The 26,984-nt window shown below is 64.2% G+C and carries 24 protein-coding genes and 1 pseudogene; 8 read left to right on the plus strand and 17 right to left on the minus strand.

Going from position 1 to position 26,984, the window contains the following annotated elements:
* The first annotated feature begins 13 nt into the window (after positions 1-13).
* Positions 14-898 (plus strand): 3-hydroxyisobutyrate dehydrogenase, encoded by an 885-nt coding sequence (gene mmsB, locus PCJ21_RS01770; protein WP_269929657.1) that lies wholly within the window; start codon positions 14-16, stop codon positions 896-898.
* A 232-nt stretch (positions 899-1,130) separates the two neighbouring features.
* On the opposite strand, the gene PCJ21_RS01775 is transcribed toward mmsB, so the two are convergent.
* Together PCJ21_RS01775 and PCJ21_RS01780 are read right to left on the minus strand one after the other, a co-directional pair.
* Positions 1,131-1,502: a hypothetical protein gene (locus PCJ21_RS01775; RefSeq protein WP_269929658.1), complete on the minus strand. Its 372-nt coding sequence runs from the start codon at positions 1,500-1,502 to the stop codon at positions 1,131-1,133.
* A 286-nt stretch (positions 1,503-1,788) separates the two neighbouring features.
* Positions 1,789-3,168, minus strand: a complete 1,380-nt coding sequence (locus tag PCJ21_RS01780) for an aspartate aminotransferase family protein (RefSeq protein ID WP_269929659.1) — start codon at positions 3,166-3,168, stop codon at positions 1,789-1,791.
* 313 nt (positions 3,169-3,481) lie between these two features.
* On the opposite strand from PCJ21_RS01780, the gene PCJ21_RS01785 reads away from it, so the two are divergent.
* The gene (locus PCJ21_RS01785) at positions 3,482-3,859 is read left to right on the plus strand and encodes a COG4315 family predicted lipoprotein (protein WP_269929660.1); all 378 of its coding nucleotides are present in this window, start codon (positions 3,482-3,484) and stop codon (positions 3,857-3,859) included.
* Between the two features lie 54 nt (positions 3,860-3,913).
* On the opposite strand, the gene PCJ21_RS01790 is transcribed toward PCJ21_RS01785, so the two are convergent.
* Positions 3,914-4,816, minus strand: coding sequence for an MFS transporter (locus PCJ21_RS01790; protein ID WP_333474377.1), 903 nt, complete (start codon positions 4,814-4,816; stop codon positions 3,914-3,916).
* Positions 4,801-5,091: a hypothetical protein gene (locus tag PCJ21_RS22075; RefSeq protein WP_333474378.1), complete on the minus strand. Its 291-nt coding sequence runs from the start codon at positions 5,089-5,091 to the stop codon at positions 4,801-4,803. Before PCJ21_RS22075 ends, PCJ21_RS01790 begins: the two co-directional genes overlap by 16 nt.
* A 200-nt stretch (positions 5,092-5,291) precedes the next feature.
* On the opposite strand from PCJ21_RS22075, the gene PCJ21_RS01795 reads away from it, so the two are divergent.
* The 4 genes from PCJ21_RS01795 (at position 5,292) to PCJ21_RS01810 (ending at position 11,772) form a co-directional block, all read left to right on the plus strand.
* Positions 5,292-6,869 carry a trimethylamine methyltransferase family protein gene (locus PCJ21_RS01795; RefSeq protein WP_269929661.1) on the plus strand — a complete coding sequence of 526 codons (1,578 nt, stop codon included), beginning with the start codon at positions 5,292-5,294 and terminating at the stop codon, positions 6,867-6,869.
* A gap of 80 nt (positions 6,870-6,949) precedes the next feature.
* Entirely contained in the window at positions 6,950-7,603 is a 654-nt protein-coding gene (locus PCJ21_RS01800) for an endonuclease domain-containing protein (RefSeq protein WP_333474375.1), read from the plus strand.
* Complete coding sequence (locus tag PCJ21_RS01805; protein WP_269929662.1) at positions 7,600-10,173, plus strand: GcvT family protein; 2,574 nt, start codon at positions 7,600-7,602, stop codon at positions 10,171-10,173. Before PCJ21_RS01800 ends, PCJ21_RS01805 begins: the two co-directional genes overlap by 4 nt.
* A gap of 249 nt (positions 10,174-10,422) precedes the next feature.
* Positions 10,423-11,772 (plus strand): M24 family metallopeptidase, encoded by a 1,350-nt coding sequence (locus PCJ21_RS01810; RefSeq protein WP_269929663.1) that lies wholly within the window; start codon positions 10,423-10,425, stop codon positions 11,770-11,772.
* A gap of 43 nt (positions 11,773-11,815) precedes the next feature.
* Here PCJ21_RS01810 and PCJ21_RS01815 read toward each other — a convergent pair whose 3' ends face one another.
* From PCJ21_RS01815 to PCJ21_RS01825, 3 genes are all read right to left on the minus strand, one after another.
* Positions 11,816-12,778: a bile acid:sodium symporter family protein gene (locus PCJ21_RS01815; RefSeq protein ID WP_269929664.1), complete on the minus strand. Its 963-nt coding sequence runs from the start codon at positions 12,776-12,778 to the stop codon at positions 11,816-11,818.
* 195 nt (positions 12,779-12,973) lie between these two features.
* On the minus strand, positions 12,974-13,747 hold the full coding sequence (locus PCJ21_RS01820; protein WP_269929665.1) for a PhnD/SsuA/transferrin family substrate-binding protein: 774 nt from the start codon (positions 13,745-13,747) through the stop codon (positions 12,974-12,976).
* A 46-nt stretch (positions 13,748-13,793) separates the two neighbouring features.
* Entirely contained in the window at positions 13,794-14,804 is a 1,011-nt protein-coding gene (locus tag PCJ21_RS01825; RefSeq protein ID WP_269929666.1) for a fatty acid desaturase, read from the minus strand.
* 219 nt (positions 14,805-15,023) lie between these two features.
* Here PCJ21_RS01825 and PCJ21_RS01830 point away from each other — a divergent pair, with 219 nt between their 5' ends.
* Positions 15,024-15,872 (plus strand): helix-turn-helix domain-containing protein, encoded by an 849-nt coding sequence (locus tag PCJ21_RS01830; protein WP_269929667.1) that lies wholly within the window; start codon positions 15,024-15,026, stop codon positions 15,870-15,872.
* A 106-nt stretch (positions 15,873-15,978) separates the two neighbouring features.
* Positions 15,979-17,010 (plus strand): betaine--homocysteine S-methyltransferase, encoded by a 1,032-nt coding sequence (gene bmt / locus PCJ21_RS01835; RefSeq protein WP_442865940.1) that lies wholly within the window; start codon positions 15,979-15,981, stop codon positions 17,008-17,010.
* 4 nt (positions 17,011-17,014) lie between these two features.
* Here the strand turns inward: bmt and PCJ21_RS01840 are convergent, their stop codons facing one another.
* The 10 genes and pseudogenes from PCJ21_RS01840 to PCJ21_RS01885 all read right to left on the minus strand — a co-directional run bounded on the left by PCJ21_RS01840 (position 17,015) and on the right by PCJ21_RS01885 (position 26,944).
* Positions 17,015-17,401, minus strand: a complete 387-nt coding sequence (locus PCJ21_RS01840) for a hypothetical protein (RefSeq protein ID WP_269929669.1) — start codon at positions 17,399-17,401, stop codon at positions 17,015-17,017.
* Positions 17,402-17,588: 187 nt separating this feature from the next.
* The gene (locus tag PCJ21_RS01845; protein WP_269929670.1) at positions 17,589-18,131 is read right to left on the minus strand and encodes a PadR family transcriptional regulator; all 543 of its coding nucleotides are present in this window, start codon (positions 18,129-18,131) and stop codon (positions 17,589-17,591) included.
* A 292-nt stretch (positions 18,132-18,423) separates the two neighbouring features.
* Positions 18,424-18,870 (minus strand): hypothetical protein, encoded by a 447-nt coding sequence (locus tag PCJ21_RS01850; protein ID WP_269929671.1) that lies wholly within the window; start codon positions 18,868-18,870, stop codon positions 18,424-18,426.
* A 157-nt stretch (positions 18,871-19,027) separates the two neighbouring features.
* Positions 19,028-21,079 carry a vWA domain-containing protein gene (locus PCJ21_RS01855; RefSeq protein ID WP_269929672.1) on the minus strand — a complete coding sequence of 684 codons (2,052 nt, stop codon included), beginning with the start codon at positions 21,077-21,079 and terminating at the stop codon, positions 19,028-19,030.
* A 2-nt stretch (positions 21,080-21,081) separates the two neighbouring features.
* Positions 21,082-21,639 (minus strand): RNA polymerase sigma factor, encoded by a 558-nt coding sequence (locus tag PCJ21_RS01860; RefSeq protein WP_269929673.1) that lies wholly within the window; start codon positions 21,637-21,639, stop codon positions 21,082-21,084.
* 66 nt (positions 21,640-21,705) lie between these two features.
* Positions 21,706-22,794: a hypothetical protein gene (locus PCJ21_RS01865; protein ID WP_269929674.1), complete on the minus strand. Its 1,089-nt coding sequence runs from the start codon at positions 22,792-22,794 to the stop codon at positions 21,706-21,708.
* A gap of 106 nt (positions 22,795-22,900) precedes the next feature.
* The gene (locus PCJ21_RS01870; RefSeq protein WP_269929675.1) at positions 22,901-24,079 is read right to left on the minus strand and encodes an NAD(P)/FAD-dependent oxidoreductase; all 1,179 of its coding nucleotides are present in this window, start codon (positions 24,077-24,079) and stop codon (positions 22,901-22,903) included.
* Positions 24,080-24,159: 80 nt separating this feature from the next.
* Positions 24,160-24,890: pseudogene (locus PCJ21_RS01875) on the minus strand (dienelactone hydrolase family protein).
* Between the two features lie 66 nt (positions 24,891-24,956).
* Positions 24,957-26,270, minus strand: coding sequence for a CynX/NimT family MFS transporter (locus PCJ21_RS01880; protein WP_269929676.1), 1,314 nt, complete (start codon positions 26,268-26,270; stop codon positions 24,957-24,959).
* Complete coding sequence (locus PCJ21_RS01885) at positions 26,267-26,944, minus strand: FadR/GntR family transcriptional regulator (protein ID WP_269929817.1); 678 nt, start codon at positions 26,942-26,944, stop codon at positions 26,267-26,269. The genes PCJ21_RS01880 and PCJ21_RS01885 overlap by 4 nt, the downstream gene beginning before the upstream one ends.
* Positions 26,945-26,984: the final 40 nt, after the last annotated feature.

The following is a 26,984-nucleotide window of genomic DNA, read 5'->3' on the forward strand; positions in this document are numbered from 1 at the left end:
AGGAACCACCCCAATGACCACCATCGCCTTCATCGGACTGGGCAACATGGGCAACCCCATGGCCGCCAATCTCGTCAAGGCCGGCCACGCGGTCCTTGGCTTCGATTTGATGCCCGAGCATCTCGAGACGGCGCGTAACAATGGCGTCACCGTCATGGCCAACGCCGCGGCCGCCGCCAAGGATGCCGATGTGGTCATCACCATGCTGCCCGCCGGCAAGCATGTGCTGTCGGTCTATGAAGACATCGCACCAAGGATGAAGAAAGGCGCGCTGCTCATTGATTCCTCGACCATCGACGTCGATTCGGCCCGCAAGGCGCACGCGATTGCTGCCAAGAATGGCCTGCATTCGGTCGACGCGCCGGTATCGGGTGGAACCGGCGGAGCCGCGGCCGGAACGCTGACCTTCATGGCCGGCGGCGCGAAAGCCGCCTTCGATGCCGCCGAGCCGGTATTGCAGCCGATGGCAGGACGCATCGTTCATTGTGGCGACGCCGGCGCTGGCCAGGCGGCCAAGATCTGCAACAACATGATCCTCGGCATCTCGATGATCGGCGTGGCGGAAGCCTTCGTGCTGGCTGAAAAGCTCGGCCTGTCGCACCAGGCGCTGTTCGATGTCGCCTCGACATCGTCCGGCCAGTGCTGGTCGCTGACTTCCTATTGCCCGGTCCCCGGCCCGGTGCCGAACTCGCCGGCCAACCGTGACTACCAGCCCGGCTTTGCCGCGGCCCTGATGCTCAAGGACCTCAAGCTGTCGCAGGAAGCGGCCCAGCAGGCAGGTGCTGTCACCCCTCTCGGTGCGGAGGCAACCCAGCTCTATGCGCTCTACTCGGCGCTCGGCAATGGCGGCGCCGATTTCTCCGGCATCATCCGGTTTCTGCGCGGCGAACAGGCCTGACCGGCCAAAAAAGATCAAAATTTAGGTTTGCTTAAGGTCTCGCTAACCACGCGGTAACGATGTCCGGCTAAAACGGTTTTCAAGGGCGGGCTTCGCAGCCGCCTCTGGCTCCGGATCAGGTCTCGCGTACCGGAGCTGTAAACCTTCGCTGGTCAAGCGTCGCGAAGGGCCATGCGTATTAGTGGCAAAGCCGCGTTCCCGTCCGGGACGCGGTTTTTGCGTTATGTCCCCGCTACCCGCCCGACTTGCTCGCCAGCCGGCGAAAATTGGCCTTCACGCGCTTGCTGGCCGGCCGCATTGCCGCGGCCGCCGATTTCTGCGCAGCCACGCCGTTCAGTATCGAAGGCGTACGTCCCGACATCACTTCAGGCCAGAACTGCATCGCCGACTGAAAGAAGGCCATCTGTGCTGCGACGGCGCCTTCGGCAATCGCGGCGGTCTTTTCGGTGAAGGCGCTCAAGTTCTCGCCGCCCAGCATGACGCCTTTGCTGGCTTCCGTCGCCATGATCGGCAAACGCATGGCCATGACCATAGGCGCGAGCATCAGGTTGCCGGCAATGGCGGTGGACTGGCGCGATGCGCGCGTCATGCGGCGGCTTTTCATGGGGCTTGCTCCGGCAGGGCCTGCTCAGGCCGGCCAAGGCTGCCATTCGCGGCAGCCGGATCATTGTGCAAGGCACAATAGGCCCGCCGGCTGTCATGGACAAGCCGAAGCGGGCTCGGTCTTTCGGCGCCATGCGAACAGACCGGGGCCTACCGCTTGGTCGTTTCCTTGTCACCGTCGTCGTAGGCGATGCCGATCTTCTCGCCCGCCAGCGATGGCAATCGTCCCTTTGCACCACTCGTCGAAGAATGCCGGGCAGGCTCTCGCCTGCCCGGCTGTTCGATGTTCAGGACTTCCTCAGGTCGCGCTCGGCAAGGTCGAGCGCCCCAAGGATGCGATCGCCGGCCATGTCGACGGTGGTACGCGTCCAGATCAGCGGCGGCGACAGGATCATCGAGTCGCCGGTGGCGCGCATCATCATGCCGTTGGCGATGGCGTGGTCGCGCACGACGACGGCGGCACTGCCACCGGGCGAGAAACGCTCCTTGGTCGCCTTGTCCTTGACGATCTCGATAGCGCCCATCAGTCCGACCGAGCGGACTTCACCGACCAGACCATGGCCGGCGATGCGCTCCTTGAGCATCTGCGCGAAATACGGGCCGGTGTCGGTCTTCACCCGCTCGACCAACCCTTCGCGTTCGATGATCTCGAGGTTCTTGAGCGCCACCGCGCAGGCCACCGGGTGACCGGAATAGGTGTAGCCGTGGTAGAACTCGCCGCCCTTGTCGACCAGCGTAGCGGCGATGCGGTCGCCGACGAGCAGCGCCGAAAGCGGCTGGTAGCCCGAGGTCAGCGCCTTGGCGGTGGTGATCGTATCGGCCTCGATACCGAAAGTCTGCGCGGCAAACCACTCGCCGGTACGACCATAGCCGGTGATGACCTCATCGAGCATCAAAAGCACGTCGTATGTGCGGCAGATGCGCTGGATCTCCGGCCAGTAACTCGCCGGCGGGATCTTGACCCCGCCCGCCCCCATGATCGGCTCGCCGATGAAGGCGGCGACATTGTCGGCACCGGCTTCGAGGATCGCGTCCTCGACCGCCTTGGCCGCCCGCAGGCCAAAATCATGGTCACTTTCGCCCGGCAGCGCGAGTTCATAGGCATAAGGCATCATCACATGGACGATGTTGGGCACCGCCCCGCCGAGCTGGTGATGCATGCCGTCCATGCCGCCGAGCGATGTGCCGGCGACAGTCGAGCCGTGATAGGCCATCTTGCGCGAGATGATGCGGTTCTTCTCAGGCTTGCCTTCGAGCGCCCAGTAATGCCGGACGAGCCGCAACGCGGTGTCGTTCGATTCCGAACCAGACGAGCCGTAGAACACCTGATTGATATTCTTGGGTGCGAGTTCCGCCAGCTTCTTGGACAGCAGCACCGGCGTCGGCGTCGAGCATTTGAAGAAGGAGTTGTAGTAGGGCATTTCCTTCATCTGGGCGTAGGCCGCCTCGGCCAGCTCGTCGCGGCCATAGCCGACATTGACGCACCACAGGCCGGCCATGCCGTCGAGCAGTTCCGTCCCTTCCGAATCGTAGATGTAGGGACCCTCGGCGCGCGTGATCATGCGCGAGCCCGCCTCGCGCAGCTCCTTGTGGTCGGTGAACGGATGGAGGTGATGCGCGGCATCGATCTGCTGAAGCTGCTTCAGCGAATAGTTCTGATAAGTCATTGGCTTGTGCCTTTCTCTTGAATCAATCCGGCAGGCGCCGGGGGCGGATTCGAGGTCAGGCAGGTGGCGAGTAGCCAATGCGTGCGCACAGCCGCAGAAGCTCGGTGTGCCGCGTCCGCGGCGACGGCTTCGACGCGACGTCCCTTGAGAAGCTATGAGCGTGAAAGGCGCACATGGACACACTCTAACCCGGCGTTTTGCAAATCCACAAGCGCCCGGGATCCGGCCCAGCAGTCGGCCAGGGAATAGATTGCCCGCCTCACACGTTGGTCATGTGTGTGGCCGGCAGTTCGGCCCAACCCAGGAGGACCCCATGAAGACGCTTTTGTCGGCCTTTGCCATCTTGCTCGCAAGCTCAGCCATTTCGTTTGCGGCAGAACCAGCCAAAGTCATGGAAGGCGCGGGCGGCAAGATCTACACCGACGCCAACGGCATGACGCTCTACACCTACGACAAGGACAGCGCCGGCAAGTCGGCCTGCAATGGCGACTGCGCCGTCAACTGGCCGCCGCTGATGGCGGCAGCCGACGCCAAGGATGAAGGCGAGTGGACGGTCGTTACCCGCGACGACGGCGCCAGGATGTGGGCGTATGAGGGCAAGCCGCTCTACACATTCATCCAGGACAAGAAAGCCGGCGACATGGTCGGCGAAGGCAAGGGCGGCGTATGGCACGTGGCCAAGGCCGATTGAACCAACTGCTGCGCGAGGGCCACTTTGGGCCATCGCGCAGCCTGTTCTCCAGGGTCAGCCAGCAGTCCGCCGCCGTGCCGCCGCGCGATAGAAGGCAAAGGCGAGCAGCAGGATGTTGAGGCTCGCAAGCACCGCCGGCAGCCCGATCGGGCCGAAGGTCTGCATAACCATGCCCGAACTCGGCGGGCCGACCATGCCGCCAAAGCCCCACATCAGCGCGAATGCCGCGTTGCCGGCGACGAGCAGACTGCCGTTGAAACGATTGCCGAGTTCGACTAGCGCCATGGTGTAGACGCCGTAGCCGACCGCGCCCATCACCACCAGCACGACCCAGATCAACGGCGTGCCAATCAGCAACTGCAGAAGCACGGCGCAGATTGCTGTTGCCGCTGCGCAAAACAGGATCATGGTGCGTCCACCCACCCGCTCCGCCATCAGGCCGAGCGGTATCTGCAGCAGGATGTTGCCCATCGACAGCGCCGTCAGCATAGCGGCAAGCATGGCTTCCGGCAGGCCGTGAGCGGCACCGAAGACCGGTAGCAACGAATAGGTGCTCTGCTGGTTGGCGGCTGACACCAGCACCGCAAACAGCAGCGCCGGCGCAAGCGCTGCAAAGCCCAGCACGCCACCCTTGGACTGGCCGTCATCCTCGAAGCCCGACAGGTCCGACAAGATGCGCAGGACGGCGGCACAGGCGAGGAAGCCGACGATCGCTATGACGAAAGGCGTCCAGCCTGCCGTGCCGACGAAGGTCAGCACCAGCGGACCGCTGGCATAACCTACCCCCATCAGCGTGTTGAACACACCCATGACCCGCCCGCGCCGCGACGGTGGCGCCATTGACAGTGCCCACACCTCGCCGAGGACGTAGAGCGGGTTGATGACCACCCCGATCATGAAGCGCAGCACGAACCAGGCGAACCTGTCCTGGAAATAGCCGATTAGCAGGAAGCAGATTGCAGCGGCGAACGAGCAGCCGACGCCAGGTTTCGCGCCCCGACAAAACGCACGGCCGCCGGCACGAAGGCTGCCGACGCGATCAGGCCCAGCGGCATCATCGCCGCCGACAGGCCGATCATCGCCGGCGACATGCCCTGCTTCTGCATCAGGAGCGAAAACAGCGGGTAGCTCAGCCCCTGGGCTGCGCCGAACATTGCCAGCGCGGCGGTAACGCCGACAAGGGGAGCCCATCTGAGCGGCGGCTCGGCGGCTGCGGAAGCGGAAGAAGTCAAGCTGGTCACCACGAGAATCGAATGTCGGCGATCCTACAGAAGGACAGCCATGTCGCGGATGCTTCACCACGACGGAGAACGTCGGTCCAGTCCAATCGGTGATGTCGTTTCCCTCGCGCTACTTGTCGCCGCCTCCGCAATGAGCCGCACCGCCCCGGTCCATTATGCCCGCGATACTGAAGCTTTGCCGTGAGGATCCCATGACCGTGGCCCTGCAAACAGCCGAACAGGCCCCTGCCTCCGATCGCGCTCGTCGCGGCGGCCGTGCCGGCAAGCGCGCCGGCGGCTCGGCCGCGTTCGAGCAACCTGCCTTCCGTCAGCTCAAGATACCTTTCGCGCCGACCAAGCTGATCTCCGACGACGAGCTGGAATCGATCCACCTCGCATCATTGCGGGTGCTCAAGGAAATCGGCGTCGACGTGCTGCACGACGAGGCGCGGCGCATCATGAAGGCGCATGGCGCCGACGTGCGCGACGGCTCGGAGCGGGTCCGCTTCGACCCCGACATGGTCCTCGAGCTGATTGCGCATGCCCCGGCCGAATTCACCCTCCATGCCCGCAATCCGTCCCACAATGTGCGCTTCGGCGGCAACAATCTGGTGCTGTCGCAGATGGCGTCGGCGCCCAACTGCTCCGATCTCGACCGCGGACGGCGACCGGGCAACCAGGCCGACTACCGCAACTTCCTCAAGCTCGCCCAGATGCATAACATCCTGCAGACGACGGGCGGCTATCCGGTCGAGCCGGTGGACATCCACCCCTCGATCCGTCACCTCGAATGCATCCGCGATCTCGCGACGCTGACCGACAAGGTGTTCCACATCTATTCGCTCGGCAAGGAACGCAATGTCGACGGCATCGAGATCACCCGCATCGCCCGTGGCATCAGCCGCGAGCAGATGATGGCGGAGCCCTCGGTCTACACCATCATCAACACCAACTCGCCGCTGAAGCTCGACGTGCCGATGATGGAAGGCATCATCCAGATGTCGTCGATGGGCCAGGTGGTGATCGTCACCCCCTTCACCCTGTCGGGTGCGATGGCCCCCGTCACCATCGCCGGTGCGCTGGTCCAGCAGAACGCCGAAGCACTTTCGGGCCTCGCCTTCACCCAGATGGTCAGGAAGGGCGCGCCGGTCGGCTATGGCGGTTTCACCTCCAACGTCGACATGAAGTCGGGCGCCCCGGCCTTCGGCACGCCCGAATACATGAAGGCCCAGCTTGTCGGCGGCCAGCTCGCCCGCCGCTACAACATCCCCTACCGCACCTCCAACGTCTGCGCCGCCAATGCCGTCGACGCCCAGGCGGCCTATGAAAGCGTCTTTTCGCTATGGGGCGCGATCCAGAGCGGCGCCAACTTCATGCTCCACGGCGCCGGCTGGCTCGAAGGCGGCCTGCGCTGCTCCTACGAGAAGACGATCCTCGACATCGACCTGCTGCAGATGGTGGCCGAGTTCCTGACCCCGCTCGACCTGTCCGAGGATGCGCTCGCCATCGACGCCATCCGCGACGTCGGTCCCGGCGGCCATTTCTTCGGCACCCAGCACACCCAGGACCGCTACAAGAACGCGTTTTATTCGCCTGTCATCTCCGACTGGCGCAACTTCGAGACCTGGGCCGAGGCAGGTAGTCCAACGGCGGTGGAAAAGGCAAATCGCGTCTGGAAGGAGCGCCTCGCCTCCTACGAGGAGCCATGGATGGATCCGGCGATCCGCGAGGAACTCAACGCCTTCGTCGACAAGCGCAAGGCCGAGGGCGGCGCGCCGACCGATTTTTGATGCTCATGGTTTCGCCAGATCGACCCCCACTCCGGTCGGCTCCGCCGACCACCTCTCCCCCGATCGACGGGGGAGAGGAAGTGCGCCTCGTTCTGGACCGCCCCGCTGTTCTTCAAGGCGCGAAGGCCGACGGCCCTGGCTCACTTCCTCTCCCTCCGGAGGGGGGAGAGGTGGCGCCGCGCAGCGGCGACGGAGTGGGGGAAGCCGTCGAAACAACGATCAGAGATGCCACTTCGTCCAACCGAAGCCGTCGTCAGCGAGGCACCACGGCCCGCGCCCGCACGCTTCGCCAAGGTGGCAACAAGGCCGAAGCCCTGCTTTGGCTGGACCTGAAGAACAGGAAGCTCGGCGGCTATCGCTTCACGCGCCAACTGCCGATCGGCCGCTATTTCGCGGACTTTGCCTGTCGCGAGCATTGGCTCATCGTTGAAATCGACGGCAGCCAACACGCCGACAATTCACATGACGCCATCAGGGACGAGTTCATCAGCACCCAAGGCTATTCGATCCTGCGCTTCTGGAACACGGATGTCCTCAAGCATCGCAGTGCTGTCTGCGATACCATCCTCGCCGCGCTCGAAAGTCGCCTGTCTCAACCGGTCGCCGCCTTCGATCTTCGCTTTCGCCCAGCCCGAACCCCTTCACGCCCCGCAACCCTACTGACTTCCAGCCAGCAGGTCCGGCCGCGTGGCACACAAGATTCAACTTCTTCAAAACCGGACATAACCTTATGAAATCCCATGTGAAAGCAGTTGTCATTGGCGGCGGCGTAGTGGGCTGCTCGGTGCTCTACCACCTCGCCCGCGCCGGCTGGACCGACATCATGCTGATCGAACGCTCGGAGCTGACCTCCGGCTCGTCCTGGCACGCCGCCGGCGGCTTCCACACACTGAACGGCGACCCCAACGTCGCCAAGCTTCAGGCCTACACGGTGCAGCTCTACAAGGAGCTGGAGGAGATTTCCGGCCAGTCCTGCTCGCTGCACCTGACCGGCGGCGTCATGCTCGCCGATAGCCCGGAGCGCATGGACTTCCTGCGACTGGCGCATGCCAAGGGCCGCTATCTCGGCATGGATACCGAGCTGATCACGCCGTCCGAAGCCAAGAAGATGTTCCCGCTGATGGACGAAAAGCACTTCGTCGGCGCGATGTGGGACCCGGTCGAAGGCCATCTCGACCCGTCGGGCACGACGCATGCCTATGCCAAGGCGGCGAAAAAGCTCGGCGCCGAGATCGTGCTGCGAAACCCGGTCAAGGAGCTGACGCAGGACCCCGACGGCACCTGGAACGTCGTCACCGAGCATGGCACGGTCAGGGCAGAGCACGTCGTCAACTGCGGCGGCCTGTGGGCGCGCGAGGTCGGACGCATGGTCGGCGTCGAACTGCCGGTGCTCGCCATGGAGCACATGTACCTGCTGACCGAGCCGATGCCCGAGGTCGAGGCCTTCAACAAGGAAACCGGCCGCGAGATGATCGGCGTGCTCGATTTCAAGGGCGAGATCTACACCCGCCAGGAGCGCAACGGCATCCTGCTCGGCACCTATGAGAAGGCCTGCAAGCCGTGGTCGCCTGTCAACACGCCATGGGATTTCGGCCATGAACTGCTTGCGCCCGACCTCGACCGCATCGCGCCTTCGCTCGAGATCGGCTTCCAGCACTTCCCCGGCATTGCCAATGCCGGCATCAAGCAGGTCATCAATGGCCCCTTCACCTTCGCGCCCGACGGCAATCCGCTGGTCGGCCCGGTGCAGGGCCTGACCAATTTCTGGGTCGCCTGCGGTGTCATGGCCGGCTTCAGCCAGGGCGGTGGCGTCGGCCTCGCGCTCTCGAACTGGATGGTTGATGGCGATCCGGGCTTCGACGTCTGGGGCATGGATGTCGCGCGCTGGGGCGAATGGGCCTCGCTGCGTTACACCAACGCCAAGGTGCGCGAAAACTACTCGCGCCGCTTCTCCATCCGATTCCCCAACGAAGAACTCCCCGCCGCCAGGCCGGCCCAGACCACGCCGCTCTACGACACCATGGTCGCCAACAACGCCGTCATGGGCGACAGCTGGGGCCTGGAGACGCCGCTGTGGTTCGCGCCGAAGGGTACGGAACCCAAGGACATCGTCTCCTTCCACCGCTCCAACGATTTCGAGCACATCGGCAACGAGGTGCGTGCGACGCGCGAGCGCGTCGGCATCACCGAGATCGCCAATTTCGCCAAATACGAGGTGTCGGGCCCGGCATCGGAGGATTTCCTCAACCGGCTGATGACCAACCGCATGCCGAAGAAGGGCCGCATCGTGCTGACGCCGATGCTGAACGAGTTCGGCCGGCTGATCGGCGACTTCACGATTGCCAAGACGGGCGACGACAAGCTCATGATCTGGGGTTCGTCGGCGGCGCAGAAGTACCACATGCGCTGGTTTGAAAGGCATCTGCCGAAGGATGGTTCGGTGCGCATCCACCGCTTCGACCAGACGCTCGTCGGCCTGTCGATCGCCGGTCCGAAGTCGCAGGCGCTGCTGGCCAAGCTAGTCGACGAGGACGTGACCAGCAAGGCCTTCCGCTTCATGGACTTCCGCGAGATGGCTGTCGGCGGCGCGCCCTGCATGGTCAACCGCATCACCTACACCGGCGATCTCGGCTACGAGATCTGGATGGCGCCCGCTTACCAGCGCCTCGTCTACAAGGCGATCAAGGACGCCGGCGAGGAGTTCGGCATCGTCGATTTCGGCATGCGGGCACTGCTCTCCATGCGCCTCGAGAAGAACTTCCCGACCTGGTTCCGCGAACTTCGCCCGATCTACGGGCCGTTCGAGGGCGCGATGGAGCGCTTCATCAAACTCGAGAAGAACGACTTCATCGGCCGCGAGGCAGCCGCCAGGGAACATGCCGAGGGGCCGAAGCTGCGCCGCGTCTCCTTCTATGTCGATGCCCACGACGCCGACGTGATGGGCGACGAGCCGATCTGGGCCAAGGTCGGCGACAAGGATTTCGGCACGATCGAAAAGCCGCACGGCTATGGCGCGCCGCGCTTTGACGAGACAGGCAGGGAGGTGCGCGGCTCGGACGCCGCCACCGGTGCTTCCGCCGTGCGCGGTATTGTCGACGGCGACTGGCGCGTGGTCGGCTGGGTGACATCGGGCGGCTATGCCCATTATGTCGGCAAGTCGATGGCTCAGGGCTACGTGCCGGCAGCGCTTGCCGAAAACGAGGTGGAAGGGCTGTTCGAGATCGAAATCCTCGGCCACCGCCGTCCCGCCCGCATCAATGTCGAGCCGCCCTTCGATCCATCGGGCGACAAGATGCGGGGATAGTGTTCGCGCGTTGCTCTCGATGATCGGCAATCACCCCCACTCCGTCGCGCTGCGCGCGCCACCTCTCCCCCTGCCCGGGGGAGAGGAAATGCGCCATGTTCTGCCCGGCGGACTGGAAAGGTGCCTAGACCGGCCAGGCAGTGAGCAAAGGCGCGAGCAGTGCGGCCGGCCTTCCTCTCCCCCGTCGATCGGGAGAGAGGTGGTTTGCGCAGCAAACCGGAGTGGGGGTCGAACCTCCAGCGAAACACAATGAACACAGGCACCAACTTTGGCCGCCACCGCAAGATCATGCCGTTCGAGCCGGGCTCGATGGAGGATTTGCGCGCGCAGGCCCGCACAAAGGCCGCCGGGCTCAACAGCCACGTCCTCGGCTACGGCGCGCAGGCCGAGGCTGAATGGGCCGCAGCGGGCATCGCGGCGCCCGACATGCCGGCGATGCGCAAATACCGCCTGGACCGCATCCGTGCTGAGCTCGCGCGGCGCGGCTACGCCGGCGCCCTGCTCTACGATCCGGTCAACATCCGCTACGCCACCGACTCGACCAACATGCAGCTGTGGGTGGCGCACAACCCGACCCGTCACTGCTTCGTCGCCACCGACGGCCCGGTGGTGCTGTTCGACTACTTCTCCTGCGAGCACCTGTCGGATCATTCCGGCGTCGTCGCCGAGGTTCGCCCGGCAGTGTCATGGATGTATCTCTACAGCGGCGAACTGACCGGCATGAAAGTCGAGCGCTGGGCGCAAGGCATCGCTGATGTCGTCCGTGAGCATGGCGGCGGCAACAGCCGCATCGCCGTCGACCATCTCGACCATGAGGGCGTCGATGCGCTTGCCAAGCTTGGCATATCGGTCGGCAATGGCGAGGCGGTGATGGAGAACGCCCGGCTGATCAAGTCGCCTGACGAAATCCTCTGCATGCGCCGTTCGATCGTCGCCTGCGAAGCGGCGATGGGCGAGATGGAAGCAGCACTCCGCCCCGGCATCTCCGAAAACGAACTCTGGGCCGAACTGCATCGCGGCAATATCACCCGCGGCGGCGAGTGGATCGAAACACGGCTTTTGGCATCGGGACCGCGCACCAATCCGTGGTTCCAGGAGTGCTCGTCGCGGATGGTCGAGGCAGGCGATCTCGTCGCCTTCGACACCGACCTCATCGGGCCCTACGGCTTCTGCGCCGACCTGTCGCGCACCTGGCTGTGCGGCGACGGCGAGCCCACGAGCGAGCAGCGCGACCTCTACAACATTGCCGCCGAACAGATCGTCCACAATACGGCGCTGCTCAGGCCCGGCCTCGGCTTCCGCGAATTGGTGGAGCGCGCGGCCGTGCCGCCGCCCGACTGTTATCCCGCACGTTACGGCGTACTCTTCCACGGCGTCGGCCTGGCCGACGAATATCCCACCCTGCCCCACGCCTCCGACTGGACGGCTGATACGCCCGACGGTGTGCTTGAGCCCGGCATGGTGGTCTGCGTCGAGAGCTATATCGGCCGGCTCGGCGGGCACGAGGGCGTCAAGATCGAGGAGCAGGTCCTGATCACCGAAACCGGCCATGAGCAGCTCTCCAGCTACCCGCTGGACCAGCGCCTGCTCGGCAAATGAAAACGCCGGGCAAGCCCCGGCGTTTTCGCATGATACAGTCGGCTCAGGCCTTTTGCGTCGTCATTTGGCTCTCTGCCTCGGGATCTTCCATCCGCGAGAAGTAGTTGGCGACGAGCGCACCCGAGATGTTGTGCCAGACGCTGAACACCGCGCTCGGCACGGCGGCCAGCGGCGAGAAATGCGCGTTGGCGAGTGCCGCGCCCAGCCCGCTGTTTTGCATGCCGACCTCGATGGCGATCGCCTTGCGCTTGGCCAACGACAGGCCGGCGGCGCGCGCCGCAAAGTAGCCGAGCAGCAGTCCGAAGCCGTTGTGCAGCACAACGACCGCAAAGATCATCAGGCCCGACTGGGCGATGTTGGCCTTGTTGACGGCAACGACGGCCGACACGATCAGCACGATGCCGGCGACGCTGACCAGCGGCAGCATCGGCTCGGCGGCCTTGACCAGCGCTGGCGCAACCTTCTGCAGCACGAAGCCAAGCGCCAGCGGCACCAGGATGACCTTCACGATCGACAGGAACATGCTCATGGCGTCGACCGGCAGGTACTGGCTGGCGAACATCCAGACGAGGAACGGCGTGACGATGGGCGCCAGCAGCGTGGTGACGCTGGTGCAGGCGACGCTGAGCGCAACATCGCCCTTGCCGAGATAGGTCATGACGTTGCTGGCGGTGCCTCCGGGGCAGCAGCCGACGAGGATCACGCCCGCCGCCACTTCGGCCGGCATCGGGATGAGCATCGTCAGAATGACCGCCAACAGCGGCATGATGATGAACTGGCCGAGCACGCCGATGGCGACGTCGAAGGGCCGGCGCGCCACCTCGGCGAAGTCCTTGGCCGAGATGGTCAGGCCCATGCCGAACATGATGATGCCGAGCAGGACGACGATCCACGGGGCGAAGATGCTGAAGGTCGACGGCAGCAGGAAGCCGAGAACGGCGAACACGATCACCCAGATGGCGAAGCTGCGGCCGATGAAATTTGAGAATGCGACAATGGTTTTCACGACAGGTCCTTGGAAGGATTCTTGTTTGGGGGGACTCTCGTCGGCAAACGCGACAGAAAGTTGCGCGCTTTTCCCGCCAAGTTGAACGATTGGCAATCGAAATCGCCTGATTGCGACTTTTTAGCATTGACCCAACGTCAGGAAATCCGCGGCCTTTCGGGCGACGATGCAGCCGAAATCGCGTCGTAAGATCGGCTAGCCGGCCAGCGGTGAACCAAGCGCGGTGATGAAAGGCAGGCCCTTGCGCTTGCCGGACCAGCCCACGACCATCACCGCGCGCGCGGCGGGTTCGAAACGCTGCGCCAGCGCCCAGCTCAGGCAGTCGATGGTCGCGACGTCAGCCCGGCCTTCGGCGATTGCGATGATGGAATTGCGGTGCCCGCCGCTTTCGATCCGGTCGGAGAATATCCGCAGGCCCTCGCCCGAAGCGGCGAGATCGCGCGAAATCCCGATGAAGCCGGACAGCGAGTCGTGGCTGTTGAAGGCAAGCCGCTTGTCGCGGATCAGATCGAGCGGAATGAGCGGCATGTTGCCGTCGGGCGCATGCGCATGGTCGGCTGTCACGGCGCCGCGGCGCATGACGATGGCGCTGGAATAGAGCTCGGCGCGCCCTCCCTCCATGCCATCATAGCTCGGCTGCCCGATCACCTTTACCTGTGCGGCAAGGCCCGTGGTTTCCATCGGCCCCCAGCACGTCTGCCCAAACAGCAGCTTGGGATGCCGCCACAATGTCGGCAGGTCGAGTTCGTCAGGAGGCAAGGTGGCGGGATCGGCTGCGATCAGCGCACCGGCAGCGTCGCGAATGCCGCCCGGGACAGCCGGCATGTCGGCGTTGCGGCGCACCAGCGATTTCGGCGTCTGCACGCCGCGCTCGGCAAGCGTCGACCTGAACGCCGCCCACTCGGCGTCGACCTCCGCGCGCCGTTCGGGCCAGTCATACATCGGCAGTGCGGCGAAGTGGTCGCTCATGGCGTCATTTCAGGTGGGATTGCACTGGATGGCAAGGGGGACTGCGTCATTCCTTGGGCGGTTCGGCCGGCACGGGTGCAGTGCCCAGTCCGTTGACGTTGCGCGCCCTTATGCGCGGCGCAAATGCCCTGCCCGACTCGGGCGCGCGGCGCAGGGCAGGATGGCACACCGGCTCCTTGGCGCGGAACGCGTAAGCGCGCAGCAGCGACATGTAGTTCGGATAGGCATATCCCTTGTTCATCCGGAGCCAGTCTTCGCGGCGTTCGCGGAACAGCGCCGGCAGCTTGTACCAGGCAACCATCGGGCTCTTGTGGTGGACGAAATGCAGGTTGTTGTTGAGAAACAGGATCGACAACGGCGAGCGCTCGACAATGATGGTGCGCCCTTCCGGGTGCTCCGACCACTGGTGCTCGGCGAAGGTGCGGATCGAGATCAACGAATGACCGAGCCACACCGCAACCAGAACATAGAGCCAGAGCGGCAGGCCGAAGCCGAACTGGACAAGCGGCAACACGATGGCGAGCCCCGCGGCGTGCAGAAGCCAGGCCTTGCGAATGGCCTTGTCGCCTGATGCAATCGCCTTGGCGTCGTCGATGAAGAAGCCGATGCACGACAAGAGCGGCCCGAGCACGAAGCGCCCGGCCATAGTGTTGTTGATCTTGAGAACGAGCTTCATCGCATCGGGCAGATCGTCATGCTGCCACAGCGCCCGGTAGTAGCTCTCGGGATCGTCGAACGGATCGGTCAGCTTCTCGTCGGCGTGGTGGCGCAGGTGAATGGTCTTGAAGCGCCGGTAGGGCCAGAGCAGTCCAATGGGCAGGCAGACCAGCGCCTCGTTGACATGCGCATTGCGGGTCGGATGGCCGTGCAGCACCTCGTGGACCAGCGACGATTGCAGCGCCACCATCAGCGCCATGATGCCGAGTGCCGCGACAGGATAGTTCGGCCAGACCAGCAGACCCGCGACCAGCCAGGTTGCATAGCAGGCGCCGATCAGGAAAACAGTCGGCCATTCGACCGCTTTGGCCGTGCCGCGCCTATTTCCCCGCTTTGCCATGCTTATGCCTGCTGCCTTTGTGAAACTCGAAGGGCAAATGATCCTGACATAATGCTGTCAGTAATCAGCCGTCGATTCAACGCGACAACGCGCACATAGCGTTTACATTGCGCTACTTAGGCTGCAGTTGTTACACTTAGTAAACACGCAGGAAGATGAATCTAAATTCCAGCCGCTGCATTGCCGCTAGGGCAATCTGAATCCGCAGGAGAGCCAGCCGTGGACAAACGCGATCTTTCCGAGGTTTTTCGCGAGCGGCTAAAGGCTCTCGTCCTGCGCTCCGGCCTGAACCAGTCGGCCTTTGCCGCATCGGTCGGGATAGACCGTTCCGCGCTGTCGCAACTGCTGTCGGGGGCAACCACCCGCCTGCCCCGCGCCGAAACACTGCTGACCATCGTGTCGGCCCACAAGGTGTCGCTCGACTGGCTGCTCGGCATCAGCCAGGACGAAGGCGTCACCGGCGAGATCCGCGAAAGCCTCGAGATCGAGGAAGCGTCGGGCGGCTTCGAGCGCACCCTGATCGCCAAATGGCATGCGGAGGCAGCCGGCACCAAGATCCGCTATGTGCCGGCGGGCATTCCCGACCTGCTGCGCACCGAGACGCTGATCGACTACGAGGCCGACATCTCCAACAAGAGCCGCGAGGCGCAGGCCGGCGAAACCCAGTACCGCATCGACTACAACCGGCGGCCCGAGACCGACATGGAGGTCTGCATGCCGCGTCATACGCTGGAGATCTTCGCCCGCGGACTGGGCGTCTGGTCCGGTTTCTCCGACCGCGACCGGCGCGCGCAATTGCGCCATATGGCTGACCTGCTCGACGATCTCTATCCGACCTTCCGCCTCTTCCTCTATGACGGCCGCCTGCGCTATTCGGTCCCCTACACCATCTTCGGCCAGGCGCGCGCCGCCATCTATGTCGGCGACATGTATCTGGTGCTCTATGCCATCGAGCCGATCCGCAGCCTGACCCGCCATTTCGAACAACTGATCCGTGCTGCCGACGTCAACCCGCACGAGACCGCCGGTTTCGCCCGCAAGCTGGCGAATTCGTTCTTCACCAGCTGAACCTTGCTGCTCGCCGTGGTTTCCAGGGTCGCGTCCGGGCGCTCGACCATCAGGACATTGACTGGACATAAAGACTTCTTTATATCCTTGTTCATCCTCCAGATAGATGAAAGCCGTCTCGATGACCGCCAATCCGATTGACGCCCTGCTTGCCGAAAAGGGCGTCCTGCTTGCCGACGGCGCCACTGGCACCAATCTATTCGGCATGGGCCTCGAAGCCGGTGACGCGCCAGAGCTGTGGAACGAGAGCGCGCCTGAGAAGATCGAAACGCTGCATCAGAAGTTCGTCGATGCCGGCGCCGACATCATCCTGACCAATTCGTTCGGCGGCACGCGCCATCGCCTGAAGCTCCACCACGCCCAGGACCGCGTCTTCGAGCTCAACAGGCGCGCCGCCGAGATCGCCCGTTCGGTGGCCGACAAGGCTGGCCGCAAGGTGATCGTCGCCGGTTCGGTCGGCCCGACCGGAGAGTTGCTGGTGCCGCTCGGCGCGCTGACCTATGACCAGGCGGTCGAGGCCTTTGCCGAGCAGATCGAAGGCCTCAAGGCCGGCGGCGCCGAAGTTGCGTGGATCGAGACGATGTCCGCGCCCGACGAGATTCGCGCTGCCGCCGAGGCCGCCATCCGCGTCGGCCTGCCCTACACCTATACCGGCTCGTTCGACACCGCTGGCCGTACGATGATGGGCCTCCTGCCCAAGGATATCCACGGTGTCGTCGACGGCCTGGCCGAGGCGCCGCTGGGCGTCGGCGCGAACTGCGGTGTCGGCGCTTCCGATATCCTCGCTTCGCTGCTCGACATGAGCGACGCCAAGCCGGATGCGACCATCATCATCAAGGGCAATTGCGGTATCCCGGAATTCCGCGGCACCGAGATCCACTATTCCGGCACGCCGGAACTGATGTCGGACTATGTCCGGCTTGCGGTCGATGGCGGCGCCAGGATCATCGGCGGTTGTTGCGGAACCTCGTTCGAGCACCTCGCCGCAATGCGCAAGGCACTCGACGCCCACAAGAAGGACGTGCGTCCGACCGTCGAGGCGATCGTCGAGCGCATCGGTCCGATGCGCAACAAGCTGGCCGATGCCAGCGCTGGCGAGGGTGGCGAAGCCCGCCGCGAGCGGCGGCGCCGCAGCTGAGGCGTCAGCTGTTTTCTTCGTAGCGCGCGAGCGCCGATCTGAGGTCGGTGCCCGCGCCTTCGACCGGGCGCATCATCATCACCGCATCCGACGCCCTCCCATCGGAGAGCGTTTCCATGGCGAGGCGAAACCGATCGTTGTTGAGCGCCGACCACGCGGCGCGATGCGCATCGTCGACCGCACTGATGGCTGGCGAGGCGGCAGTGTCGCGTAGGCCCCCGATGGGGGCGCTGTCGGCGAACAGCGCCGGCCGAACCGGTACATAGATATGGCTGCTGCGCGGAGGCTCGGCCTGCCTGTTTTCGGCCTGCCCGACGCCGGTCGACGCCAGCGGCTTGTCGGGACTGCGGACGATAGAAACCGCACCCGACGTCAGGCCACCAATCTGCATTCTTTCCCCCAAGCACTTTACCCATCGGTAAATTAGCGGACGAACGTTGCGATTGGGTTTTGCCGCCTCCTGGCATTTGACTTGAATTGTCGGCATCGGCGCGCAACTCCGGCCTTTTGCCCAGTGTCCCGCAATAAAGATCCCGCCTCGCGGCGGGAGCTCCTGAAGTTTCAAGGCCTCGGGGGAATCAGAGGTCTTCGAGGTCGCGGCGCGCCTTCTTGAGAATCTCACGCGCCTTCTCGGCCTGCTCCGCACTCATCGACCCGCTGCGCAGCCGGCTGAACACGGCGAAGTTCAGCGCCTTGACCTCGTCGCCAAGCGCGACGCCACTGACCTGCGTCGAGTTTTCCTCGATCTGGCCGTTGATCTTGGCCAACTCGGCGGCGTTTTCGTCGAGATAGGCCTGGCCGGCTTCGGTGATCGAGTAGAGCTTCTTGTTGCCGTTGGCGACGGAGACCACGAGGTCAGCCTCCTCCAGCATCTGCAGCATCGGATAGATCGCACCCGGGCTCGGGCTGTAGGCGCCCTGGAACTTGGCTTCCAGAGCCTTGATGATGTCGTAGCCATGGCGCGGTTCCTCGGCGATCAGGCCGAGCACGACCAGGCGCAGCGCGCCGGGGTCGAACATGCGCGGGCCACGGCCGCCGAAGGGGCCGCCACGATGACGGCCGAAGGGACCGCCGCGGCCATGGCGGCCGCCGCCCCTGCCGCCTTCATGCTGGCCCGACATGGACCATTCTCCGCGGCAACGATCGTTGAAATTCGGGTGATTGAACATGTGAGTACCTCTCCAGGATGTTTGCTTCATGCCGCTATATCTATTCAAAGATATATCTTTTGCAAGATAGAACGTAACGATTTTTGCGCCCGCCCCCCGAAGGCGCGCGGAAACAGGTCGGGAAGGAGCGCCCTCGCCGGCCCTGACCGTCGGTGATTTCAAATTATTTTCAGTTACTTACGGATGAATCGACATGTTCTGGCTGCACAACGGCTACCGAGCAAAGTTTCGCAGCACCCGTCGCCTAAGCGCCGACAACCATGTCGCTCAGCACATTGCTGAAGTGCTTTTCCTGCCGTTCCAGCCACTCGTAAGCCTGCGGCCAGTTGGCCGGATCGATCATCGCGACCGGATGGTTCGACAAGTAGCACAGAGCGTATTCGCCGCGCAGGCTGACGCCCAGCGCCTTGCCCAATGCAGGCTCGAAGGCAGACAGCCGGTTCACGGTTGTTGCATAACCCTCGCCGCGCTGGCCCCTGACAAACAGCCCGACGCTGCGATTGGTCAGATAGAGCGAAACCACCAGATCGTCGGCGACATGCCGCCAGCGCGAATAGAGGCTGCCATGGCGTATCCTGGGATCGTTGCGGCGGGCGAGATAACCGTCCCAAAAAACCTTGATCTCGCGCGACGACAGCGAGCGCAGCCCGCCATGCGCGATATCCCATTCATCCAGTTGCCTGTCGGCCATCGTCATCTCCGAAGCACCACCCTGCGATTTCGGGTGGAAGAGATCACAAAAGAACGGCCGGCGGAAAGCCCCCTTTCCGCCGCCTGGAGATCACAAAAGAGCGGCCGACGGAAAGCCCCCTTTCCGCCGGCCGGCCCACCTGCCCTTGGCTGTTGCCTTACTGCTTGTTGCCCTGAAGCGACGATGCCAGCCGCACCAGCGACAAGAATTCGGCGCGATAGCCATAGGGATCGTCGCCACGCGATGCAGAAGCGATCTCGGCGATCCGGTCGAAGCCGAACTTGTCGGTCGCATCCTCGTCGCGCAGCTTCTGGCCGAACGCTGCCACGGCCACCGCAAAGCGCTGGTCTGTGGCCGCCGCATCGAAGCTCGCGACCTCGTTCGCTTTGGTCACGGGCGTGGTGATCAGCTTGCTAGCATCGCCGTCTGGCGCCTTGTAGCGGATCTTCACGAAGGCATATTCGTCAGCGTTGGCGACGCCGCCATTGCTGGTCGACGCCTGGCCATAGCGCAGCGGGTCCATCGCCAGCGAAGGGCTGTCCTTGAGCGTGATCTCGTAGATCGCCGTCACCGAATGACCCGAGCCGATCTCGCCGGCATCGACGCGGTCGTTGTTGAAGTCCTCGCGGTTCAGCGCCCGGGTCTCGTAGCCGATCAGGCGATACTCCGAGACGGCAGCCGGATTGAATTCGACCTGGATCTTCACGTCCTTGGCGATCGGGAACAGCGTCGACGATGCATCCTGGACTAGCACCTTCTCGGCCTCCGCCAGCGTGTCGATATAGGCCGCCGTGCCGTTGCCGTTCTGGGCGATGGTCTGCATCATCTGGTCGTTGAGGTTGCCGCGGCCGAAGCCGAACACCGACAGGAACACGCCCGACTTGCGCTTGTCCTCGATCAGCCGCTTGAGCTCGTCGTCATCGCTCTGGCCGACGTTGAAATCACCGTCCGTCGCCAGCATCACCCGGTTGATGCCGTCCTTGACGAAGGATTTCTGCGCCAGCCGGTAGGCCTCGCGAATGCCGGCCTCGCCGGCGGTCGAGCCGCCAGGCGCCAGCGTGTCGATGGCCGACAGGATCTTTTCCCGATCCGACGCCTTGGTCGGCTCGATCACGGTGCCGGCGTTGCCGGCATAGGTAACGATCGAGACCGTGTCTTCGGCCTTGAGCTTGTTGACGAGCAGCCGGAATGCCGAACGCAGCAGCGGCAGCTTGTCCGGTTCGTCCATCGAACCCGAAACGTCGATCAGGAACACCAGATTGGCCTTGGGGCGCTCCGCCGGCTGCACGTCGTAGCCCTTGATCGCGATATGCATCAGCTTGGAGTGCTCGTTCCACGGCGTCGGCATGACGCTGACTGTGGTGTTGAACGGCACCGACGCCTGCTCCGGCCCCTTCCAGTCGTAGGGGAAGTAGTTGACCATCTCCTCGATCCGAACCGTGTCGGGCTGCGGCAGCACGCCTTCCTTCAGCGAGCGCCGGACGAAGGAATAGGACGCCGTGTCCACGTCGATGGAGAAGGTCGAAACCGGCTCCTCGAGCGCCGAGCGCACCGGATTGGTCTTGAAATCCTGGAACCGGTCGCGGTTTTCAACCGGTGGCAGCGGCAAATCACCGGGTGCGATCGCCGCCCGCGGCGCGGACATCAGCGTCGGCATGCCTTGAGTCGACATGCGGCCGACCTTTGCCATTGCGTCGGCCATCGGCGCAGGCGCGGGCGCGGGACTGGCGGGTGCTGCCTCATTCACCGCGACCGCTTCGTCGCGCGCCATCTCGGCCTCGAGCCTGGCAGCCTGCGAAGCTGCCAGGGTGTCACGCGAGGCGGCCTTCGTCCTGGCTTCCGCATCGGCTTTCTTTGCAGGCTCGGGCGTGGAAGCGGGAGCCTGCCCACCGGCTTCCGGCAACTGCGCCGCATCGAAGCGAAATGGCGACTGCCCCATCAGGTAAAACGTGGCGTAGCCGGCGATCGGCAGGGCGACGAGTCCGGCCAGTGCCGGCGCCGCAATCAGCTTCTTCTGCATGATGTCTCTCCAGAGCTTTTGTGCTCGCTCGGTGAGACGATTGCCTAGTCCGGTTCCTTGGGGCGCCGGAGAGATTTTTTCTTCGTCGAAGGCAGCCATGGCGGCGGCCAGCGCGCGCGACTTGGCGTCAGCACCCGGGTGCGGCGCTTTCATGCCCCCGAGCATGTCGAGTTCGGTATCGTCGACCATGATCATGCTTCCCCGGCCGAGCGCATCAAAAGCTTCAGCCGTTTCTTCGCTTCATGGATGTGCCAGGACACGGTCGTCTCGGCGATGGCCATGGCCTCGGCCGCATCGGCGTGCGACAGGCCCTCGCCGTAGACCAAAAGCACGGCATCGCGCTGCTTGTCCGGCAACTGGCGGACGGCGGCCCACAAGGCCTCGGCGGGGTCGTCAGCCGGCCCCGACGACCCTTCGATCAACGCATGGACGCCATAGGCCGCGGTCTTGGCCGTATCCCTCGACGATTTGCGCAAGGCATCCCGCGCGGCGTTGATCGTCATGGCATAGAGCCAGGTGGTGAAGGCCGAGCCGCCGCGATAGTCGCGGACAGCGCGGCCAAGGCGCACGCACACGTCCTGGGCGATGTCTTCGGCGTCGGATGCGTTGCCGCACCAGCGCCAGGCGACGCGATGGATGAAACCATAATGTCTTCCGACAAGCTCGCCGAAAGCCTGCCTGTCCCCATCGCGAGCAAGTCCGACCAGATCGGCATCGGAGGCCTCGCCCTCTTCAAGCATCATCGCCATCATCGCCACTTGGACGAAAGCTTTTGGGCAATCCTTGGGGCGCCGAGAAGTTTTTTTCGCCGCCCCTCACGTGCCCGGGCAAACCAGTTTGACGCTGACCGTGTTCTTGCCGCTGACGGACATGCCGCTGGGCACGTATTTGGCGAATGGCAAGCTGCGGACGTCCTGCGACACGTCGGTGCCGATGGTGAAGGCCTCGTCGGCGAAGACGTTGCCGCCATCGACCTCGCCTTGCGGGCGCATCGACATGCCGTGGCCGCCCTTGCAGCGGATCTTGATGTCGCCCGGCTTACCCTTGGACTTGCTGTCGAGCCCCATGGTCAGGCCATCGAGCTCCAGCGCCATGTCGATGTCGTCGTTGATCTGGCCGCTCGGCTTGCACGACATGCCGGCAAGCTTGACGTTCTTGATCTTGCCCGCGCGGCGCGTCTTGCCCTTCAGCGTCCAGGTGTCGGATCCTGGCGAACTGTTTCCTTCCATCTCCACCGACTGTGTGACGTAGGAATAGATCACGTCGAACTGTGGTCCCGAAATGCGCGGCTCGAGCTTGGCCTCGATGGTGACGGTGCCCTCGTCGATGATGCGCTTCAGCAGCGCGCGCGTCGCCTTGGCCTGCTCGCGGTAGCGCTCGGCCTCTTCGGCTACAAAGTAGCTGGGTAGCCGATCCCAATAGACGGCGGCGGTGTCCTTTGCGCATTTCGCCCGGTGGACCGCCTCGTGCTCCAGCGCGAAATCGGCCAACTCCGTGCATTGCGAGCCGTTGCGCAGGGCCTCCAGCATGGCGGGCTTCTGCTCGCAGCTGCCATATGTCATGTCGACCGTCGCCGGCCCCTTGTAGCCATGGGCTGGGCGGTACGGCAACTTAAACGTCCGCATGATCTCGGCCCGCTTTCGCGACGAGCGGTCATAAATGCTGACGTTAGAATCGGGATCGGTTTCATCCTTATGCGCTTCGATCAGGTCATCCTCGACCACCTTGAGCTGCGCTGCCGTGTCGGCGAAGAACTTGGCCAGATAGTCCGCGTTCTTCAGCTCTTCCTGAATACTTTGCAGGTTCCTGCACGAGCATTGCTGCTGATCGGCCGCAGCCGGCATCGCCAGCCCCCCTGTGAGCGTCAGCGAAACAACAAACGCCTTGATTGCTTTCGATAACATCGCCGCACCTTCTGATTGAATAAGACGGCAGTCGGTATCGGAAACCTATGTATCCGCAGGATGTTGCGACGCGGGCGCATTGGATGCAGAACGAAGACGAGAAAGATCAGGCTGCTTGCCCTGCCGCCCAGCCCGACGACCATGCCCACTGGAAATTGTAGCCCCCGAGCCAGCCGGTGACGTCGACGACCTCGCCGATGAAGTAGAGTCCCGGTACCGACTTCACCTGCATCGTCTTCTGGTCGAGCGACTTGGTGTCGACACCACCGAGCGTCACTTCGGCGGTGCGATAGCCTTCCGAACCGGCCGGCTTGATCCGCCAGGCATTGACCGCCGCGTCGACCGACTTGAGTTGCGCTTCGGACAAATCGGCAAGATTGCCGTCAAAACCGGTGCGTTCTGCAATCGCCTGCGCCAGCTTCTTGGGCAGATGCGCCGCGAGTGCCGTTTGCACTGCCTGCCGCCCATTGGCGCGCTTGGCCTCGCGCAACAATCCGACGACGTCGGCCCCCGGCAGCATCGAGATCGCGATCTCGTCACCCTCGCGCCAATACGACGAGATCTGCAGGATCGACGGGCCGCTGATGCCACGGTGGGTGAACAGCATGGCTTCCGAGAAGCTGGTCTTGCCGCAAGCGACATCCGCGTCGACCGCGATGCCGGAAAGCGGCGTCAATTTCTGCAAGGTGTTGGCGTCGAACGTCAGCGGCACCAAAGCCGGCCGCGTTTCGACCACAGGCAGCCCGAACTGCGCTGCGATCTCGTAGCCGAAGCCGGTGGCGCCCATCTTGGGGATCGACTTGCCGCCGCAGGCAACGACCAGCGACTTGCAACGCAGCTTGTCGCCGTTGAGCTTCAGCTCGAAACCTTCGCCCGTCTTCGCCACGTCCTCGACCGAAGTCGCCAGCCGCAGCTCGACACCGCCATTGCGCATTTCGGTCACCAGCATGTCGATGATCTGGCGCGCCGAGCCGTCGCAGAACAGCTGGCCGAGCGTCTTTTCGTGATAGGCGATGCCGTAGCGCTCGACGAGGCCGATGAAATTGCGCTGGGTGTAGCGGCTGAGCGCCGAGATGCAGAAATGCGGGTTCAGCGACAGGAAATTCTTGGGACTTGTATTGATGTTGGTGAAGTTGCAGCGGCCTCCACCGGAGATGCGGATCTTTTCGCCGGGTGCTGCGGCATGGTCGATGATCAGCACTGAGCGGCCACGCTTGCCAGCCTCGGCAGCGCACATCATGCCGGCTGCGCCAGCGCCGATCACGACGACATCGAAAGATTGCATCAAGACTTTCCCGGGAACGCCATGCGAGGCGCAATTGTCGGCCTGATAGCCGACCTCGGCGGAATTGGCAAAGCCGCCAGCTATCCCAGCGTTTCCTGAAACAGCGTCAGCAGGCGACGCCAGTGACGCTCGGCGCCAGCCTGGTCATAAACGCCATGATCCGGCACGCACCAGCCATGCCCCATGCCGACATAGTTTTCGATGATGTGGTCGACGCCGGCCGCGCGAAACGCCTCGGCCAGCAGTGCTGACTGCTCCGGCGGGAAGCTGCCGTCGACGCCGGCCGAGCCGACATAGGCACGCGCCTTGAGCCGCGCGGCGTTGCGATGCGGGCTATCGGGCGCATCGCTGGCAAGGTTGCCGCCATGGAAACTGGCTGCGGCAAGGATTCGGTCCGGATGGGCCGCAGCGGCATTCAACGCACGCGAACCGCCCATGCAGTAGCCGACCACCCCGACAGGCCTTGAAACACCTGCCTTTGCCACCGCCTCGATGAAGGCGCCGGTGTCGCGCATGGTCATTTCTTGCGTGGTGCCGCCGATCAGCGCGCGAAGCGCCGTCCGGCTCTTTTCTTCCGAGAATGCCGTCCTGGCGTCGAAAGGCCCGTAGGCGCCGGCGCGATAGAACAGATCGGGCACCAACACGGCGTATCCGTGGCCTGCGAGGCGCTCGGCATGCCGTCCAGCGCGGCCCGCGGCCCGAACGCGTCCATGTAGAGGATCACGCCGGCTTTCGCATCAACAGGCCCAAACAGCCCGGCCTTGCAGACGCCATCCGCCGTGGTGATTTCGATGTCGCGCTTGGTCGCCATGTCCGTTCTCCCTGTCTGAACCCTTGCGAGAACATAGTGGCTTTGCCCATGTCCGCAAATTCCGCGTCAGCCCTTGGGATCGAGCGGTATGGTGCGGGCGCCGACATGCAGCGACCTACCCGCGCCCAGCCCCATGACCACGACGCCGAGGCCGAGCGCCACGAACAACACCGACGCGGCGGCAAAACTGCCGGTCCAGTTGCGGATCAGGCCGACCAACAGCGGGCCGATGGCTGCCAGAGTGTAACCTACGCCCTGCGCCATGCCCGAGAGATGGGCCGCCACATGCGAATCCGGCGAGCGCAGCACGATCAGCGTCATCGCAGCGGCGATCAGCCCACCTTGGCCGATACCCTGGAGGACCGCCCAGAACAGGATGGTCGAGGTCGGCGCAAACAGGATGCCGAGCAGCGCGACAACGGCGGCCAGCGCCAGCGCCACGTTGACGCCGCGCTGGTCCTTGCGGCGGATGGCGATCGACGGCACGGCAAGGCACGTCACCACCTGCGCCATGACGGACAGCGACACGATAGCGCCCGCGGTCGCGGCATCGAAGCCGCGTTCGCGCAGGATCGGCGCCAGCCAGCCGAAGACACAATAGGCGAGCGCTGATTGCAGCCCCATGAACAGGGTGACTTGCCAGGCCAGCCGGTCGCGCCAAAGCCCGACCACACGAAAGCCGCTGTGGCTCACCTGTCGGCGGCTGCCGAGCGCCTGCGGCGTCCAGATCAAGAGCACGATGAAGGCCGGCACCGCCCAGGCTGCCAGCGCGCCGGACCATGAACCGGTGATCAGATGCTCGATGGGCAGCGTCAATCCGGACGCGGAGGCCGCGCCGGCGCAAAGCGCCATGGTGTAGAGCCCGGTCATCATCGCAGCCTTGTCGGGAAAGTCGCGCTTGACCAGCCCGGGCAACAGCACGTTGCCGATGGCAATCGCCGCACCTGCGATGAAACTCGCCACGAACAACAGCGGTGCCGTGCCAAGGCCGCGCAGCGCCGTGCCGACGGCCAGCAGCGACAAGGCAAGCAGCAGCGTGCGCTCGGCACCGAAGCGCTGGGCGAGCTTGGGCGCCAGTGGCGCAAACAGGCCAAGGCAGAGCACCGGCAGCGTCGTCAAAAGGCTTGCACCGGCGGGCGAAAGGCCAGTCGCTTGCATCACCTCGGGCAGCAGCACAGACAGGCTCGAAAACAGCGGCCGGAGATTGAAGGCGATCAGCACCAGGCTTGCGCCGAGCACGAAACGCGCCATGCCGCTACGCAACACCGGCGCCTGCGGTGGCGGCAGGTTGTCGACCTCGGCATCGACCAGTTGGTCGTCGAGACCGTCGATGGCGACAGCCTCGGCAGTTCGCCCCGCGGGAGCAAAAGTCTGGTTCATTGTGCAAGCAACCTGTCGAGTTCGAGAAGTACCGGCGCCATGAAATCGCGGACTGCGGCGGCGGCCCTGCCCGGATCGCCAGAGGCGACCGCCTCGACAATCGCCGCATGGGCCGGCGCATCGGGTTCGGGCAGTTCGCCGGCCAGCGTCGCCTTGATGGTTTCAGTGATCGCACCGGTGAAGAAATCGTAGAGCTCGACCATGGCCCGGTTGCCCGACGCCTCCACGACCGATTTATGGAAGGCGATGTCGCGGCGAATGAACGCCTCGTGGCCGCCATCGGCGACCGTACCGCGCTCGGCGAGCAGCTTGCGCATTTTTGCGAGATCCGCCGGCGTGCGGCGCAGGGCGGCGAGCCGCGCCGCCTCGACGTCGAGCGCAGCCCGCGCTTCCCACTGGTCGCGCAGGCCCGAACGCTTTATCCGGTCGAGCGCCGCCGAAGGATCGACCGCCGAGCGGACATAAGTGCCCGACCCTTGCCGTGTATCCAGCAGGCCTTGCGAGACCAGCACGCGAACGGCCTCGCGCACCGTGCCACGGCTTACCGACAATAGGTCCGTGAGTGCCGCTTCGTTGGGGATGCGTTCGCCCACGGCCCAGTGGCCGCTGACGATTTCGGCGCGCAGGCTATCGGCGGCGGTGTCGGTGAGATTGGCTCGTGCGGCTGGCTGCATGGCAATATTCATCAAGTCATCTGATGACTTCGGATATGCC

Source organism: Aminobacter sp. HY435, from assembly GCF_027568395.1.
Taxonomy (GTDB): Bacteria; Pseudomonadota; Alphaproteobacteria; order Rhizobiales; family Rhizobiaceae; genus Aminobacter.